This is a genomic window from Cobetia sp. MM1IDA2H-1, assembly GCF_002916775.2.
GTDB classification, from domain to species: Bacteria; Pseudomonadota; Gammaproteobacteria; order Pseudomonadales; family Halomonadaceae; genus Cobetia; species Cobetia marina.
The window spans coordinates 30970-46947 of record NZ_CM133225.1 but is presented as its reverse complement, the minus strand read 5'-3'; the positions used below and the strand labels follow the sequence as shown (position 1 = coordinate 46947).

15 protein-coding genes and 1 other RNA gene are annotated in these 15978 nt (G+C 64.4%); 5 read left to right on the top strand and 11 right to left on the bottom strand.

Translation table 11 applies throughout. The features are described 5' to 3' along the window. Positions 1-45 precede the first annotated feature (45 nt). From ruvX to BOH68_RS00175, 7 genes are all read right to left on the bottom strand, one after another. Complete coding sequence (ruvX, locus tag BOH68_RS00205; RefSeq protein ID WP_077379660.1) at positions 46-501, bottom strand: Holliday junction resolvase RuvX; 456 nt, start codon at positions 499-501, stop codon at positions 46-48. Beyond that, positions 494-1051, bottom strand: a complete 558-nt coding sequence (locus BOH68_RS00200; protein ID WP_077379662.1) for a YqgE/AlgH family protein — start codon at positions 1049-1051, stop codon at positions 494-496. The genes ruvX and BOH68_RS00200 overlap by 8 nt, the downstream gene beginning before the upstream one ends. Positions 1052-1066: 15 nt before the next feature. After that, positions 1067-1972 (bottom strand): TonB family protein, encoded by a 906-nt coding sequence (locus tag BOH68_RS00195; protein WP_077379664.1) that lies wholly within the window; start codon positions 1970-1972, stop codon positions 1067-1069. A 111-nt stretch (positions 1973-2083) separates the two neighbouring features. Further along, entirely contained in the window at positions 2084-3055 is a 972-nt protein-coding gene (gshB, locus tag BOH68_RS00190) for a glutathione synthase (protein WP_077379666.1), read from the bottom strand. 203 nt (positions 3056-3258) lie between these two features. Further along, entirely contained in the window at positions 3259-4005 is a 747-nt protein-coding gene (locus BOH68_RS00185; RefSeq protein ID WP_077379668.1) for a 16S rRNA (uracil(1498)-N(3))-methyltransferase, read from the bottom strand. Positions 4006-4199: 194 nt separating this feature from the next. Continuing rightward, complete coding sequence (gene secB, locus BOH68_RS00180) at positions 4200-4703, bottom strand: protein-export chaperone SecB (RefSeq protein WP_077379671.1); 504 nt, start codon at positions 4701-4703, stop codon at positions 4200-4202. A gap of 64 nt (positions 4704-4767) precedes the next feature. Further along, positions 4768-5187, bottom strand: coding sequence for a rhodanese-like domain-containing protein (locus BOH68_RS00175; RefSeq protein ID WP_077379673.1), 420 nt, complete (start codon positions 5185-5187; stop codon positions 4768-4770). A 456-nt stretch (positions 5188-5643) separates the two neighbouring features. On the opposite strand from BOH68_RS00175, the gene gpmI reads away from it, so the two are divergent. The 3 genes from gpmI (at position 5644) to BOH68_RS00160 (ending at position 10055) form a co-directional block, all read left to right on the top strand. After that, positions 5644-7206: a 2,3-bisphosphoglycerate-independent phosphoglycerate mutase gene (gene gpmI / locus BOH68_RS00170; protein ID WP_077379675.1), complete on the top strand. Its 1563-nt coding sequence runs from the start codon at positions 5644-5646 to the stop codon at positions 7204-7206. Further along, a complete protein-coding gene (locus BOH68_RS00165) occupies positions 7199-8488 on the top strand; it encodes a murein hydrolase activator EnvC family protein (RefSeq protein ID WP_170877493.1) in 1290 nt (429 codons plus the stop codon). The genes gpmI and BOH68_RS00165 overlap by 8 nt, the downstream gene beginning before the upstream one ends. A gap of 169 nt (positions 8489-8657) precedes the next feature. After that, on the top strand, positions 8658-10055 hold the full coding sequence (locus BOH68_RS00160; protein WP_077379679.1) for a S41 family peptidase: 1398 nt from the start codon (positions 8658-8660) through the stop codon (positions 10053-10055). A 139-nt stretch (positions 10056-10194) separates the two neighbouring features. On the opposite strand, the gene BOH68_RS00155 is transcribed toward BOH68_RS00160, so the two are convergent. The 4 genes from BOH68_RS00155 to BOH68_RS00140 all read right to left on the bottom strand — a co-directional run bounded on the left by BOH68_RS00155 (position 10195) and on the right by BOH68_RS00140 (position 15070). After that, positions 10195-11523, bottom strand: a complete 1329-nt coding sequence (locus BOH68_RS00155) for a UbiH/UbiF/VisC/COQ6 family ubiquinone biosynthesis hydroxylase (RefSeq protein ID WP_077379681.1) — start codon at positions 11521-11523, stop codon at positions 10195-10197. A gap of 157 nt (positions 11524-11680) precedes the next feature. Continuing rightward, complete coding sequence (gene ubiH / locus BOH68_RS00150) at positions 11681-12928, bottom strand: 2-octaprenyl-6-methoxyphenyl hydroxylase (protein ID WP_077379683.1); 1248 nt, start codon at positions 12926-12928, stop codon at positions 11681-11683. 4 nt (positions 12929-12932) lie between these two features. After that, entirely contained in the window at positions 12933-14276 is a 1344-nt protein-coding gene (gene pepP, locus BOH68_RS00145) for a Xaa-Pro aminopeptidase (protein ID WP_374700437.1), read from the bottom strand. A gap of 152 nt (positions 14277-14428) precedes the next feature. Then, positions 14429-15070, bottom strand: a complete 642-nt coding sequence (locus tag BOH68_RS00140) for a UPF0149 family protein (protein ID WP_077379685.1) — start codon at positions 15068-15070, stop codon at positions 14429-14431. Positions 15071-15329: 259 nt separating this feature from the next. Here BOH68_RS00140 and BOH68_RS00135 point away from each other — a divergent pair, with 259 nt between their 5' ends. Continuing rightward, positions 15330-15692, top strand: a complete 363-nt coding sequence (locus BOH68_RS00135; protein WP_077379686.1) for a cell division protein ZapA — start codon at positions 15330-15332, stop codon at positions 15690-15692. A gap of 88 nt (positions 15693-15780) precedes the next feature. Next, a non-coding RNA gene (gene ssrS / locus BOH68_RS00130) (6S RNA) lies at positions 15781-15963 on the top strand. The last annotated feature ends 15 nt before the right edge of the window (positions 15964-15978 follow it).

Genomic DNA, 15978 nt, shown 5'->3' with positions numbered 1-15978 from the left:
ACAGACAAAAAAAACCCGCTTCCGTGAAGGAAGCGGGTGGGGTATTCAGTAACCGACAAGGTCGCCCTCGCCTCGCTGGCTTGCAAACCAGCTCTCGAGGATCAGCTGAGCGGCGAGGCCATCCACGCCATCATCACGATAGTTGCCGCGGTGACCGCGTTCACGTGCCAGCCCCTTGGCCGCCTTGGTAGAACCACGCTCATCCCACATCTCCAGCGGCTTGCCATATCGGCCGTACAGACGCTTGCCAAACTTGCGGGCACGGCTGCACATCAGGCTTTCGGTGCCGTCCAGCTCCAGTGGCAATCCCACCACGAACAGATCCGGCTGCCACTCCTCGATCAGACGAGTGACCACATTCCAGTCCGGGATGCCGTCACGCACGTGCAGGGGCACCAGCGGTGAGGCCGTGCCCAGCATCTCGGTGCCCACTGCCACCCCGATACGGCGCGTACCGAAATCGAAGGCCAGTACCGTCCGGCTGACGACCCGCTCAGCCATGCCCGATCTCCCGTGACATCAGGCTCATGTTGACACCCAGCTTGCGGGCCGCTGCATCAAGGCGCGACTCGCTGTCGGCATCAAAGAGAATGCCGCTGTCGCCTTCGACGATCAGCCAACTGTTCTCCTTGAGCTCATTCGTCAGCTGGTCAGGCTCCCAGCCAGCACAGCCGAGGCAGACCATGAAATCTTCCGGCCCCTTGTTGTCGGCGATCGCCTTGAGAATATCCAGCGAGGTCGTAAGGGCCAGCTCATCCGTCACCTGCAGGCTGGAATCCCATTCCGCGGCCTGGCCACGGTGCAGGATGAAGCCGCGGTCCTTGTGCACGGGGCCGCCATAATAGACGACGTCTTCCAGGCACTCGCAGCTGTCCGCCGCGATCTCGAGCTGCTCGAACAGACCACGCATGGTCAGCTTGATGGGCTTGTTGACGATGACACCCAAGGTGCCCTTTTCATCGTGATCACAGAGGTAACTCAGCGAGCCGGAAAAGTTGTCATCATCGAGATGAGGCATCGCCAGCAGGAAATGGTCTCGCAGACTTTGCATGGTCCTCCCGAGGCGTCAGGGCGCGCCAGAATCGTTGCCGGGGCCGAATCGCCAGATGCGGGTGATGGTCAGTTGGCTCATGCCCCTGAGACTCTCATCGAAGGGAGCATAGGGGGCCGCGCCATAGACCGTATCCAGAGCCGCCTGGTCGAGCTCGGCATGTCCCGAGGATTGTAACACTTCCGCGTACTCAAGCTGACCGCTGGGCAACACGACGGCACGAATGCGCAGCTCCCCGCTCAGATTGGCGGGCGCGGGATAGTGGAGATTGCCGAAGGACTGCACCGTGCCGGTCCAGTCATTGATGTAGCGAGCCCGCGCCGAGGCGCGGGCCGCCTTGCGCGAGGCCACATCACCGGCCACCTCGCGAGTCTGGCCCGAGGCCTGGATCGCCCCGACATCCTGCTCGATGGCTTCCTGCTCATTGTCCGGCGTATCCGGCAGGATCTCGGAATGCGAGACCTGCTGTGGCGAATCATTGCGGGTCGCGATGACCTCCGGGATGCGCTCCGGCAACACCAGGGGCACGGCAGCTGCCTCGGGCACCGGGGCCTCGCCGCTGACGGGAGCTCTCTGCTCACCCGCCCGGGGGGGCGTCTGACTGGCTGGCCCGGCTTGCACCGCCGCCTCACGCCCGCTACCACTGGCCTGCTGATCCTGCTCGGCGACGACATCCGATGTGACGGCACGTGAGCTGGCCTGGCTGACCAGCGTGACGTCGAGCATCACCGGGTCAGGCAATGGCGGCACCTGAGGGGGCACCATCAGGCCACTCCCCAGCAGCCACCAGCCGACTACCGCATGCACCCCCAGTGCCGCGCCCCAGGCCACCACGCGACGATGCATCCGGGTCACCGGCACGTAGGTGATCGGATCGGTCACGCTATGGTTGACTCCCCACCACTCGACGGGTGCTGCCATGCCCCACTCCCTGTCTGCGAAACCGCTGTCGTGTCAGCTTCGGCATCCCTGCCGTTTACTGCGAACTTGCTGGCCGCCATCTGACGCCACCGACGCCATTGACGGCGGCAATCAAGCGGACTGCTGCGCCGTGAGGCGTGCCTCGATGGCATCCATCAGCAGCCCGGCGATGTCCGTACCGCGCTGGTCATCGATTTCACGCACGCAGGTCGGGCTGGTGACGTTGATCTCGGTGATGTAATCCCCGATCACGTCCAGACCGACGAACATCAGTCCCAGCGACTTCACCACCGGCTTGACCTGCTCGACCAGCCAGTAATCGCGATCCGTCAGCTCACGCGACTCACCACGTCCTCCAGCCGCCAGATTGCCACGCGTTTCTCCGGCGCTGGGAATGCGCGCCAGACCGAACGGCACCGGCTCACCATCGACCAGCAGGATGCGGGTATCGCCGGCACTGATCTCCGGCACGTAACGCTGTGCCATGATCTGACGCTGGCCACGCAGGGTCAGCTGCTCGATTACCGATCCCAGATTGCGACCATCTTCGGCGACGTGGAAGATACCGCTGCCGCCCATGCCATCGAGCGGCTTGAAGATGACATTGCCATGCTCCGCGTGGAAGGCGCGCAACACCTTGTCATTGGCCGAGACGGTCGTCGGCGGAATGCACTGGGTGAACTGCTGCGCGAACAGCTTCTCGTTGCAGGTCAACAGCGCGGCCGTCGGATTGACGACCAGCACGCCTTCACGTTCGGCGAAGCCCAGCAGGTGGACCGCGTTCAGGAAGTGCTCGTCGACGGGCGGGTCCTTGCGCATCAGAATCACGTCAAGCTCGGCCAGCGGCGTCGCGACGACCTCGCCCAGCTGATAGAAGTGATCAGGATCCCGATAGACCTCGAGATCCCGCATCCGTCCCATCGCACGGCCATTCTCGAGATAGAGATCTTCCTGCTCCAGGTAATGCAGCGACCAGCCACGCTGGGCGGCGGCCCACAGCATGGCCAGGGTGGTGTCCTTCTTGTAGGTGACGCTGGACATCGGGTCCATCACCACGCCGATCTTGAGCTTGCGAGCAGTCATCGAGGCAACCTTCTGACGACACTGCCGACCCAGCCGGCCGGCAATGAGAAAAGCGGATGTTACCCGGCGCGATACCCCGAAACGGGTTGCGCGGGAAGATGGGACAAGTATGCAGCAGCACCACGCTGCCCACCACTGACATGAGGACGCTCAAGGCCTCACGCAGTGTTGCCGGGGCTTCAACAATGCTGGTGTCATCCTGCCTAGCGCGGCAGATCGCCGAAGCGCTGCTGCAACAGCGTCAGCGCGACCACCGGCGCCGTCTCGGTACGCAGTATCCGTGGGCCCAGCCCCAGGACGTCACACCCCGCGCCAGCCGCCTGGGTGACTTCTTCCGGCGTGAAGCCGCCCTCAGGGCCGATCAGCAGGCTGGCACGCGTCACGCCGCCCTCGCTCTCGGCGGCATTCAACGCCTCGGCACCGCCCGGCTGCAATATCAGGCGAAGTGACTCATCGCGCTCGTCCAGCCACTGGGCCATGGGAATCGGCGCATGCACCACCGGCACCACGCTGCGACCGCACTGCTCACAGGCGCTTGCCGCCACGCCCTGCCAATGCGCGAGTTTCTTGTCGGCGCGCTCGCCCTTGAGCTTGACGTCGCCACGCGCGGTGTAAAGCGGGGTGATGGCAGCGACCCCGAGCTCACAGGCCTTCTGGATGGCGTAATCCATGCGATCACCCTTGGAGATCGCCTGGCCCAGATGCACTGCCAGTGGCGACTCGCTGTCATTGGCGACCGCCTCGATCACCCGCACGCTGACCCCCTTGCGGGACACCTCCTCGAGCGACACGCGCACTTCCTGCCCGTGTCCATCGAACAGCTGTGCTTCGCTGCCCACCCGGGCCCGCAACACCAGACCGAGATGGCGTGCAGGCCCCTCGGGCAGTGCAAAGGTCGCCCCGGCGCTGACATGGAGATCAAGATCGGGACAGTGCAGACGAATGGCCATGGGAAAGTCTCACGAGCAATGCGCCGCGCGGCAGCGCCATGAGAGACACTCAGCACGCCGACACGAAGATGAAAGGGAAAGAGAAATAGGTTCAGGAAAGCACGGCCATCATGGTGGCCACCAACGCAGTGACGGGCCACTGGGGCCCGTCACTGTCATTGCCATCTCACGGCCATTGCTGGCCGTCTCACGGATCAGTGAGCGGTGGCTTCACCCGCCTGTTGCGCTTCACGCTGCTTGCGCTGAGCGTACATGGCCTCGAAGTTGACCGGTGCCAGCATCAGCGGAGGGAAGCTGCCACGATTGACCAGATTGTCGACGGCTTCACGCGCGTACGGGAACAGCACGTTCGGGCAGAAGGCCCCCAGGGTGTGATCCAGCTGCTCGGCGGACAGACCGGCGATGCGGAACAGACCGGCCTGCTCGACCTCGGCCAGGAAGGCGGTGGTCTGATCTTCACCGTTGGAGACCTGGGCGGTGACCTTGATGGACACCTCGAAGAGCTCTTCACCGACCTGCTGGTGCTCGGTATCCAGTTCCAGGCTGACCTTCGGCTGGAACGGCTGGGAGAAGACCGCCGGAGAATTCGGCGCTTCGAAGGACACGTCCTTCACATAGATGCGCTGCAGGGCGAACTGGAGCTGATCCTGAGCCTGTTCGGCACCCTGTGCCGCCTGTGCGTTCTGTTCTTCAGCCATGAGACATATCCTTGAATGTACGGAGAATTATTGTTGGGCCATCGGCCTGCTTCCCGCAGGTCGCTCAGCGAGTCACGACCGGCAGACTGTCGGCTTCCCACTGACCCATGCCACCCTTGAGCTTGACCGCCTGCTTGAAGCCGGCCTTCTCCAGGCGCGCCACCAGCGGTCCAGCGGTCTGACCATGCTTGCAGACGATGATCACCGGACGGTCCTTGTACTTGTCCAGCGGCGTGGTCGCGCTGGCAAGCTGACTGCTGGGAACATTGACGGCACCGGCGATGTGGCCGGCCTTGTATTCCTTGCTGTCGCGGATGTCGATGAAGACACCCTCTTCGCGATTGACCAGTCGCGTGGCCTCGCTGACGCTGACCCCGTGGTTGCCACGCATGGTTTCCATGACGATGAGGGCGACCAGCAGGGCGACGAAGGCGCCCACCAGCAAGGGATGATTCTGCGCGAACTGAAGCAGCTGTTCGATCATGAGACGGGCTAACTCCGCTGTGACGTGCATGCCGGTACGTACGCGGCAAAGGAAATAGACCGCTACCCGAGGTAACGGAGCCAGCATTATACATGACAGCCCCTGTCATGAATGCCCGCGACATGGCATCAAAAAGGCGTAACGCCGCCCTGCCCTCGCCTGCGCCACGGGACGCACTGAACTTGCCCGCGATAGGGGAATCCAATCTTGCCGATACGCTTCCAGCACTTGCACTCGGCACCTTACCGCCTCTCTAATAGAGGTCAGAATGAGCAGGTAGTTTTATCACTACATCTTGCCTCACCCGTGCAGCAAGCGGTGAACGCACCGGATGAGGAAGACGGCAGAGGATGCCCGCAGGACATGACAGGCACGTGATCGCCTGACAGCCACCCTGCGCGATTGCCCCTGCCGTCCTGCTCCAGAGGATTCATTCGTCATCACAGCGAGGAAGTCATGGCAGCTCAAGCACAAGGTCCGCGTCCCGTCGCCCTCATCATTCTCGATGGCTACGGCCACAGCGAGGAAGAGAAGGACAACGCCATTCTTGCCGCCAACACGCCGGTCATGGATCGCCTGCGCCAGCAGTATCCCAGCGATCTGATCCATACCGACGGTGGCCATGTCGGCCTGCCGGATGGCCAGATGGGCAATTCCGAGGTCGGGCACATGAACCTGGGGGCCGGGCGCATCGTCTACCAGGACTTCACCCGCATCACCAAGGCCGTGCGCGAGAATGCCCTCAAGGACAACACCGTCCTGACCGCGCCTCTCGATGCCGCCATCGCGGCTGGCCGTGCCGTGCACCTGATCGGCCTGCTGTCTCCCGGGGGCGTGCACTCCCATGAAGACCACATCCTCGCCATGGCCGATCTGGCCGCCGAGCGGGGCGCCAAGCGCATCTACCTCCACGCGATTCTCGATGGCCGCGACACCGCGCCCAAGAGCGCCGAGGCATCCATCGCGCGTGCCGATGAACACCTGGCAGGTCTCGGACTCGAGGAAGGCCGTGTCGCCACCCTCGTCGGTCGCTACTTCGCGATGGACCGTGACAACCGCTGGGACCGTGTCGAACAGGCATATCGCGTGATCGCCGAAGGGCAGGGCCTCCACGAAGCCGCCAGCGGCGTGGAAGGACTTGCCGCCGCCTACGAGCGTGACGAGACCGACGAATTCGTCAGCGCCACGCGTATCGGCGACGCCGTCCCCATGCAGGAAGGCGATGCTGCCCTGTTCCTGAACTTCCGTGCCGACCGTGCCCGCGAGCTGACCCGCGCCTTCGTCGAGCCGGACTTCTCCGGCTTCGAGCGCACGCCGCCCAAGCTGGCCCATGACGGTCTGGTGATGCTGACCCAGTACGCCGCCGACATTCCGGCGCCGGCTGCCTTCCCGCCCTCCGACCTGCCCAATACCCTGGGGGAAGTGGTCTCCAATCGTGGCCTCACTCAGCTGCGTATCGCCGAGACGGAGAAGTACGCCCACGTGACCTTCTTCTTCTCCGGCGGCCGCGAAGACGAATTCGACGGCGAGACCCGCATCCTCGTGCCCTCGCCGCAGGACGTGAAGACCTACGACGAGAAGCCGGAGATGAGCGCCGGGGAGGTCACCGACAAGCTGGTCGAGGCCATCGAATCCGGCCGCTATGATCTGATCGTCTGCAATTACGCCAATGGCGACATGGTCGGACACACCGGCAAGTTCGATGCGGCCGTCAAGGCGATCGAATATCTGGATGGCTGCGTCGGCCGCGTGGTCGAGGCGCTGGAGAAGGTCGGTGGCGAATGCCTGATCACCGCGGACCACGGCAATGCCGAGCAGATGGTGCACCCGGAGACCGGCAACCCGCAGACGGCACACACCACCTTTGAAGTGCCGCTGATCTACGTCACCCAGCGTGACGTCAAGCTGGCCTCCGAAGGACGCCTGTGTGACCTCGCCCCGACCCTGCTGACCATGATGGGGCAGGCTGTCCCCGAGGAAATGGACGGCAACGTGCTGGTCGATTATGCCGGTGCCTGATAGCCCCTTGCAGGGCGCGCCGAGTGGCGTACCCGGCGCCTCCCCCGGTCCGGATGCCTGTCTGGCATCCGGACCGGGCAGGCGCTACCGATTCTTCAAACGCCGGAGCCCTGTCTCCGGCGTTGTGCTGTCTGCCTGCCTGCTGCTCATGACTCCGCTGCTGGCCCCCTCCTCGGCACTGGCCGCGGACAGCAGCGCGACCCTGACCCAGAAGAAGCAAGCCTCCGAAGCCGACCTCAAGCGTCTCAAACACGAGATACAGGCGATGCAGGGCGAGCTGAAGGCCACTGCCGCGCGGCGCAGCGATACGCGCAATGGCCTGGAGAAGATAGAGCGCCAGCTCAACGAGACTCGCCAGCAGACCGGCAGACTCGAGGATGAGCGCGACGACATCACGCAGCAACTGACCAGGCTCACGCGCCAGCGTGAGGCCCTCATCCAGCAGCAGACGGCGCAGAAGGCTGCCGTGGCCGAGGAGATGGCCGCCCTGTATCGGCTGGGTCGCCAACCCGAATTGAAGCTGCTGCTCAATCAGGATGATCCGGCGCGTCTCGAACGCCTGCAGGTCTATCTGAATCACTTGAGCGATTCGCGCCGGCAGGCGCTTGAGCGCCTCGCCAGACTGGATGCCTCACTGGCCAGTACCCGCGCCAGTCTGCTGGCACGCCAGACACGACTGGAGGAGGTGCAGCAAGGCCTCAAGCAGCAAGCCAGCAAACTGATGGCCCAGCAGAATGAGCGCGCCGCCCTGCTGCGCACCCTGGATGCCCGCTATGCCAGCCATGAGGCGAAGATCGCCGAGCTGGATCAGGACCGCGCCCATGCCAACCAGATGATCCAGACGCTCGAGAAGCGCCTCAAGGCCATCAAGAGTGCCCCGCCCCCCAGGACACGCATCACGCGTGCGATGGGCAAGATGGACTGGCCGGCCCCCGGGCGGGTCATCTCGGCCTACGGCGGGGGAGAAGGCGTCAATCGTGATGGCGTGCTGATCCAGGCGTCCCAGGGCACGCCTGTGACGGCGCCGCATGCCGGTCGTGTCGTCTTCGCGGACTGGATGCGCGGCTACGGCAACCTGTTGATCATCGACCACGGCGACAACGTGCTGACGCTCTACGCACATCTGGCAAGCTTCAGCGTCGGCCCCGGTGACAGCCTGTCACGCGGCCAGCAGCTGGGCAGTGTCGGCAGCAGTGGTGGCCGTGACGGTGCCGCGCTGTATTTCGAAGTACGCCGCGCCGGCAAGCCCGTCAACCCGCAACGCTGGCTGTCGAGCCGCTGAGCCAGTCAGCCATGGCGCAACATGGCGACAGGCTAGGCGGCAGGTACCCGGGCGGGATATGCTCGCAGTCATCCGTGACTGCGAGCGTCGGGGTCGCCTCTTCCCCTCTGGCTGAACTGCCAGGCGCTTCGGCATCAGTCGAGCCAGTCTCCGTCGAGAAGGAAATCGCATGTCCGCATCGTCGTCATTCCGTCCTGCCCCGCGTCGCCTGCGTCAGCTGGCGGTCAGCGTGCCGCTGAGCCTTGTTCTGCTGGGCGGCGGAGTGCCGGCCCATGCTGAAGATGCGCGCCAGGGAGCCACGCCTGCCTCCTCCAGCGTATCGGCCAATGGCCTGCCGCTGGAGGAACTGCGCACCTTTGCCGAAGTCTTCGAGCGCATCAAGCGCACCTATGTGGATGAAGTGGATGACCGCACGCTGCTCAAGAATGCCATGCGTGGCATGCTGGCAGGGCTGGACCCGCACTCGGCGTATCTGGATCAGGATGACTGGCAGGACCTGCGCGAGAACACCGATGGGGAATTCGGCGGTATCGGCATCGAGGTCGGCATGGAGGAGGACGGCCAGCTGACCATCATCGCCCCCATCGACGACACCCCGGCCTCACGTGCCGGCCTCCAACCACGTGACGTGATCCTCAAGATCGACGATACGCCGATGGAGGGTCTGTCGATGACGGAATCCGTCAAGCTGATGCGTGGTGAGGAAGGATCGACCATTCGCCTGCTGGTACTCTCGGAAGGCGCCGACATGCCCCGCGAGGTCGTGCTCAAGCGGGCCATCATCAAGAGCAGCAGCGTCAGTCAGCGCCTGCTGGAGCCGGGATATGGCTACCTGCGCGTCAGCCAGTTCCAGAGCGCGACGGGCGATGAGGCGAAACGCGCCCTTACGGAGCTGCGCGAGGAAAGCGGCGATGTCGCGCTGAAGGGTCTGGTGCTGGATCTGCGCAACAACCCCGGGGGGCTGCTGTCAGCGGCCGTCGAGATAAGCGACCTCTTCCTCACGAGCGGCCGCATCGTCTATACCGAGGGGCGCCTGCCGGACAGCGAGCTGTCCTTCTCGGCCAGAGCCGAGACACCGGCCGGTGATACGCCGCTGGTGGTATTGATCAACGGCGGGACGGCCTCTGCCGCGGAAATCGTCTCAGGTGCCCTGCAGGACCAGCGCCGCGCCATCATCATGGGCACCGAGAGCTTCGGCAAGGGCTCGGTACAGAACGTAATGCCACTGGGCAACGGCGACGGCCTCAAGTTGACCACGGCACTCTACTTCACGCCCAACGGGCGCTCGATCCAGGCAGAGGGCATCCGCCCGGATGTCGAGGTGGTACGCGGACGACTGGAGCGCGACACGCGGCGTGATTTCAGCGTGCGCGAGGCGGATCTCGACGGACGTCTCGACAATGCCAATGGCGACTCATCGACGCCTTCCAGCAAGGCACCGGACAGCCCGGTGGTCGCCGAAAGTGATTACCAGCTGGGGGAAGCACTCAACCTGCTCAAGGGCATGAACGTGCTGGGTCGCAGCGCCGCTCTCAAGGCCACGCTTCCCACCACCTCGGAGCAATAGTCTCTCTTTCGCCGTAAACGACACGACCCCGCCAGCTGGCGGGGTCGTGTCGTCTTTCGCGCGCCAATCGGCAGGTCTGCCATCTCCCGCCTGGCCTGTCGTCGTGCTAACTGTCACGCCCAGAGGTGAGCGCTCACTGTCACCGTGGTCGGCAGCTCTCCGGCAACTCCCCACGCTCCCCCATCGCCTGGCGCATCAGCAGGCGCTTGAGCTCGACGCTGCCATCCACCCAGCCAAGTCCCAGGTTACGCACCAGGCGTACCCCTGGCTTCCGGCTGCCGAACAGCAGGCGGAAGCCATCCATCATCTTCAGCATCACGGCATTGTCGCTGCGCCGGCGTCGACGATAGCGCTTCAACCAGCGCTCATCGCCCAGTGCCACGCCGCGGCGGTGCCCGGCCAGCAGCTCTTCCGCCAGCACGGCGACATCCATCAGGCCAAGATTGACCCCCTGCCCCGCCAGCGGGTGAATGGCATGCGCGGCATCCCCCACCAGCGCCAGCCCCGGCAGCACATACTCCTGCGCATGGCGTTGATGCAACGGGAAGCTGAAGCGTTCGGCACTGTATTCCACCGTGCCGAGCTTTCCCTCGAAGGCTGCTTCGAGCTCATGACAGAAGTCCGTCTCGGGCAATGCCAGCAGGCGCTCGGCTTCCTGCGGAGTGGTGGACCAGACGATGGAGCAATGGCGCTGGGCGCCGGATGCCTCGCCCTCGGGATGTGCCAGGGCGGAATTGACCGCCAGCGGCAGGAAGGCCAGCGGCCCGGTGGGCAGAAAACGCTGGCGGGCGACGCCCTGATGCGAATGCGCCGTGCGCACCGTGGTGACCAACGCCACCTGGCCGGTATCGTGCTCACGGGTCTCGATGCCCGCCAGCTCGCGCAGACGGGAACGCGCCCCGTCAGCCGCCACCACCAGCCCCGCCGCGACGCTGCTACCGTCGCTCAGTGTCAGGCTTGCTGCCTCGGCCCCCTCAAGTTGGTAAGCACTTACCACCGAGGCTGACCCCGTCCTGGGCAATCCCAGACCGCTGACCCGGACACCATAACGGCGCGTGATCGAGGGACACCGGGAAATCGCTTGCTCAAGCGCGGCCTGAGTGACCCGATTCTCGACGATGTGCCCAAGCTCCGACACGCCGCTTTGCTCGGCACTGAAGCCTATCTCGCCATTGCCTTCGGCATCCCAGACCTGCATGCCGGTATAGGGCATCAGACGACTCTGTGCGATGTCCTTCCAGACCCCCAGGCCGCTGAGCAATTGACGCGAAACCGGCGTCAGCGCACTGACACGCGGCTCCGGTGCCAGCGCCGGCTGCCAGTCGATGATGCCCTCGCGACCCTCGATCAGAAGGACGCGCAGGCCGCCCTGCCCCAACAGCAGCGCCAGCGTGGCGCCGACGATACCGGCGCCCACGATGGCGACATCCACCTCATGCGGTGCATCCAATCTCCGATGCTCGTTCATGCCTGCTCCCTTGTATGACGCCTGTCGCGCGTCGCTCTCCTGGCGAGAGTCTCGTGAATCCGGCGGCGATTTGGTCACTCATCGACACCACCCTGGGGCGCAAGCCTGAGATGCAACTCACGACATCGCTTGACCCGTTGGCAAGTACTCGCTACGCCTAGCGCTCAATGCCCATCGAGCGCCTTGCCAGCAGGCGCTTGAGCGGTGACACCAGATTCAGACCGATCAGCCCTGCCGCCCGAGCATGCCCCAGCCAACGACTTTCGACGCCGAACAGGCGGATCAAGCCATCACTGAACAGCACGACATTGTCGCGGTCCGCACCGCGCCGCGACTCGAAATCACTCAGCACGCTGACATCGCCAGCGGCATCACCACGTGCCTGTCCCGCCGCGATGGCGGCCACCAGATCCGTCACGCCACGCAGCGCCAGATTGAAGCCCTGCCCTGCCACCGGATGCAGCGAGTGAGCGGCATTGCCGAGCACCGCAAGTCCGGGACGTGTCCCCTCGCTGGCACGTATCAACGACAGGGGATAGGCATGGCGCTGCCCGACCCGCCGGAAACGGCCGGCCCGCTCGCCGAAGGCAGCCTGAAGCGCCTTGAGAAACTCGGGCTCCGGCATGTCCATCAGCGCAGCCGTCTCGTCGGGAGAACGCGTCCAGATCAACTCCATTCGGCGGCCACCCAGCGGCAGCAGCGCCATCGGTCCTTCGCTGGTGAAACGCTCATAGGCCACCCCCGCGTGGGGCTGGCTCATCTCGACGGTGGCGATCAGCGCCTGTTGTTCGTAGGCATGCGTCTCGCTATGGATACCGAGACGCTCCTTGAGCCCCGAGCGCCCGCCATCTGCCAATACGGTCAGTCCCGCCTCGATCAGGCGACCATCCTCCAGCAGCAGGCGGTGCCCCTGCGCGCTGACGCTGATCTGCGCCACGCGTGCCGGGCAGTACCAGGTCAGCGGCAGTTCCGCCAGACGCCGATGGAGCACGCGCCCCATCCAGGCATTGGGGATCACATGCCCCAGCGCGGGAACCCCCAGTTCCTCGGCCCGCATGCGTGTGGCCCCGAGATGGCCGCGCTCGCTGACATGGATGGTACGAATCGGCGTGGCGTGCTCACGCATCGCCTCCCACAGCCCGAAGGCGATGAAGCGCTGGCGTGAACCGGCAGCGATGGCACTGGCGCGCGCATCGAAACTGGGCTGGAAACGCCCGGTATCCTCCGCGGGAGGCAAGGGGTTGGCCTCGACCACCGCCACGCGCAGCCCATCCTCCTGCTGCCCGTTCATCAAGGGTGCAAGGGCACAGGCCAGGCTCGCGCCCACCAGGCCACCACCGATGATGACGACATCGAATCGCTCCGGCGCAGACGTTACCGGGGATGCTGCCGCTGGCTCACTCATGATGTCAGGCTCCTTCGCGCATCAGTGCCTCGATGGCCTCGACGGATTTGGGAACCGTGGCGCTCAGCACTTCGTGCCCGTCCGCGGTGACCACCACATCGTCCTCGATGCGAATCCCGATCCCCCGATACTCGGCTGGAATGTCACTGGCGTCCGGCACATAAAGCCCCGGCTCGACCGTCAGCACCATGCCGGGCAGCAACGGACGCGGCTCACCGTTCTCGCGGTAACTGCCGACATCGTGCACATCCAGTCCCAGCCAGTGCGAGGTGGAATGCAGATAGAAGCGGCGATAAGCCTCATCGGCGATCAACGCCTCCACTTCACCTTGCAGCAGGCCCAGTTCGACGAGGCCGGCGGTCAGGTCATGCACCACCTGTTGGTGAATGCCCACCAACGTCGCACCCGGCACCACGGCGGCCACTGCACGCTCCTGGGCCTTGAGCACGATCTCGTAGAGACGCGTCTGGGGCTCACTGAAGCGACCATTGATGGGGAAGGTACGGGTGATGTCGCCGGCATAGAGTGCGTACTCCGCGCCAGCATCGATCAGCACCAACTCGCCATCGATCAGCGGAGCACGGTTCTCGATGTAATGGAGCACGCAGGCATTCACGCCACCACCGACGATGCTGGTATACGCGGGTGCCGGAGCGCCCTGCCACTGGAATTCATGCTCGATCTCGGCCTGCAGATGATACTCGTGCAGCCCGGGGCGGCTGGCCCGCATGGCACGGATGTGGGCGCGAGCGGAAATCTCCGCCGCGTGACGCATCAGCGCCAGCTCACGCTCATCCTTGATCAGGCGCTGCTCATGCAACAGCGGGGCGAGGTCTTCAAAGGCGACCGGCGGGCGGGCACCACGACGCACGGCCGCGGCCAGCTCCTCGCGCAGCGATTGCGCCAGCGCCAAGGCTTCGTCGTCCTCGAACAGCACGAAGAGACGCCCACGGCCATCCAGCAGACCGGCCATGACATCCTCACGCTGATCATTGGTGAAGGCCTGGTCGAATCCCGCCTGCGTCACGGCCCCTTCGGCACCGATACGGATACCGGTCCAGGCTTCCGCCAGCGGATCCTTTTCCTGACAGAACAGTACGCTCTCGCCTTCCGCGCGCCCCGGCAACAGCAACAATGCCGCTTCCGGTTCCGGCCAGCCGGTCAGGTAATGAAAGTCACTGTTCTGACGGAAGGTGAACTCACTGTCACGATTGCGCTGTGCCAGGCCGGACGACAACACCAGTACCGCGGCATCACGAGGCAGCTGCGTCATCAGACGCTGGCGACGCGCCGAGAAGTCATCAGCAGTCAGCGCCGCCGGCGCAGGCAGGATTTCAGGGACGATCATGGCGTTCTCCGTCGGGGTCCGTGTCGGGCAGGCAAGTCATGGCCTGCCCGACACGAATCAGAATGTGGCGGGAAAGGACGAGGCTCCCGAAGGGACAATCCTTCCCGAAATGGGGTCGGCCGCCGGGTATTGCGAGCGGCAAACTGCCTCACTCAGTGAGTGTCGTTGCGCGAGCTGACCCCGAGACTGCCTTCAAGTCCGCCTTCCGGCAACTGATCGTCACTGGGCTTCTCGACGTCCGGGTTGCCCGGGTGCTGCTCGGTATACAGCAGCAGGGCCGCCATGCGCACGTGGTCGGCCAGCGCGAACAGATCCGCCTCGTCCTCGGCATTGTCGTCATCCAGGTCCTCGGCGTTGGCCAGACCGCTCGAGATGGCCTCGACATCGCTCAGCGCATCACGCAATGCCTGGCTCCAGCCCTTGCGGACCTCGCCATCGACGCCTGCCAGCTCTTCCTGGAAGCCCAGCGTCCACTCACGCAGGCTCTGGCCACGCTCGGCCAGGGAGAACATGTCGTCCGGCAACAGCGGCTCGAAGCTCATCTCGCTGGCCGCCAGGCGCTCCTGGTTGCGCGTGCGCCAGCTGAGAAACACCTCGCCCGCTTCACGGGTGGCCGGTTGCTCCACTCCCAATGCGGCACAGACGCGGCTCAACCAGTCTTCCGCGCTGATGTCATCCATCGCCAGGGCAGCGACCAGCTGTCCATCAAGGAAGGAAGGGTTGTTCAGGCTGCCGTGAACCAGGAACTGGTCCGCGACGAGAGAGAAGTCGAAGGTATCGTTGATGATGGCCATGGTGCGGGTCCATTGAGTCGGTGAGAAAGGCATCGGCAATCGACGATTACCGCTCGAACCCTGAGCGCCATGCTGGGTGACAGCCGCACTGCGCAGCGCGTTGACCCTCCAGAAGCGGCTCTCTATAGTGGCTCGAGAATGCCCCCATCTTACCGCACTGGCCCTCCTTCTGGCTTGCCGTCCTCACTGCGAGGTGACGCCCAGTCAAGGACGCCGCCGTCAATCAGGACGACGCCGGACATGGCCCGAGAGGACTGACATGAGCGACTCCACGACTCCCCGCAATACCACCGAGATCAGCCTGCTCGGCCGCAGCTATACCGTCAGCTGCCAACCCGGCGAGGAAGATGGTTTGACCCGTGCGGCGGCCTACCTGGATCTCGCCATGCAAGGCATCCAGCAACGTGGCAATACCATCAGTGCCGACAAGGTCGCCCTGATGGCCGCGCTCAACATCTCTCACGAACTGATCAACAGCCGCGACAGCGAACGCGCCATGCAGCAGGATTTCGAGACACGCCTCACGGCGCTGGATCGTCAGCTGGATGCGGCCCTCAAGCAGGTACCAGCCGAGTCTGTCCAACGTGCGAAGGCGCGTGCTGACGAAGCAAAAAACGCTTGAGAATCAAACAACTGATAAATTTCAGCAACAGTCTGTTCCCGACAGGATTAAGCCTTGGGCCGGCAGACGGGGTTTGGTAGACTGAAGGAGTTCTCTGGGGTGTACGACAGTTGCCGATGTCCCTCGAGCTTATAAGCTATTCCCAGGGAGTCCACTGCGCAGTGCTGTGTGCATGTCCGTGCGTCGGAAAGCCTGATGCGCTGCGCGGGACTACCCACCTTGAACCGCTGGGTTCAAGGGCCCCCGGTAACACCGGCACCTTGGAGAACCCTGTCTGACGGAGAAT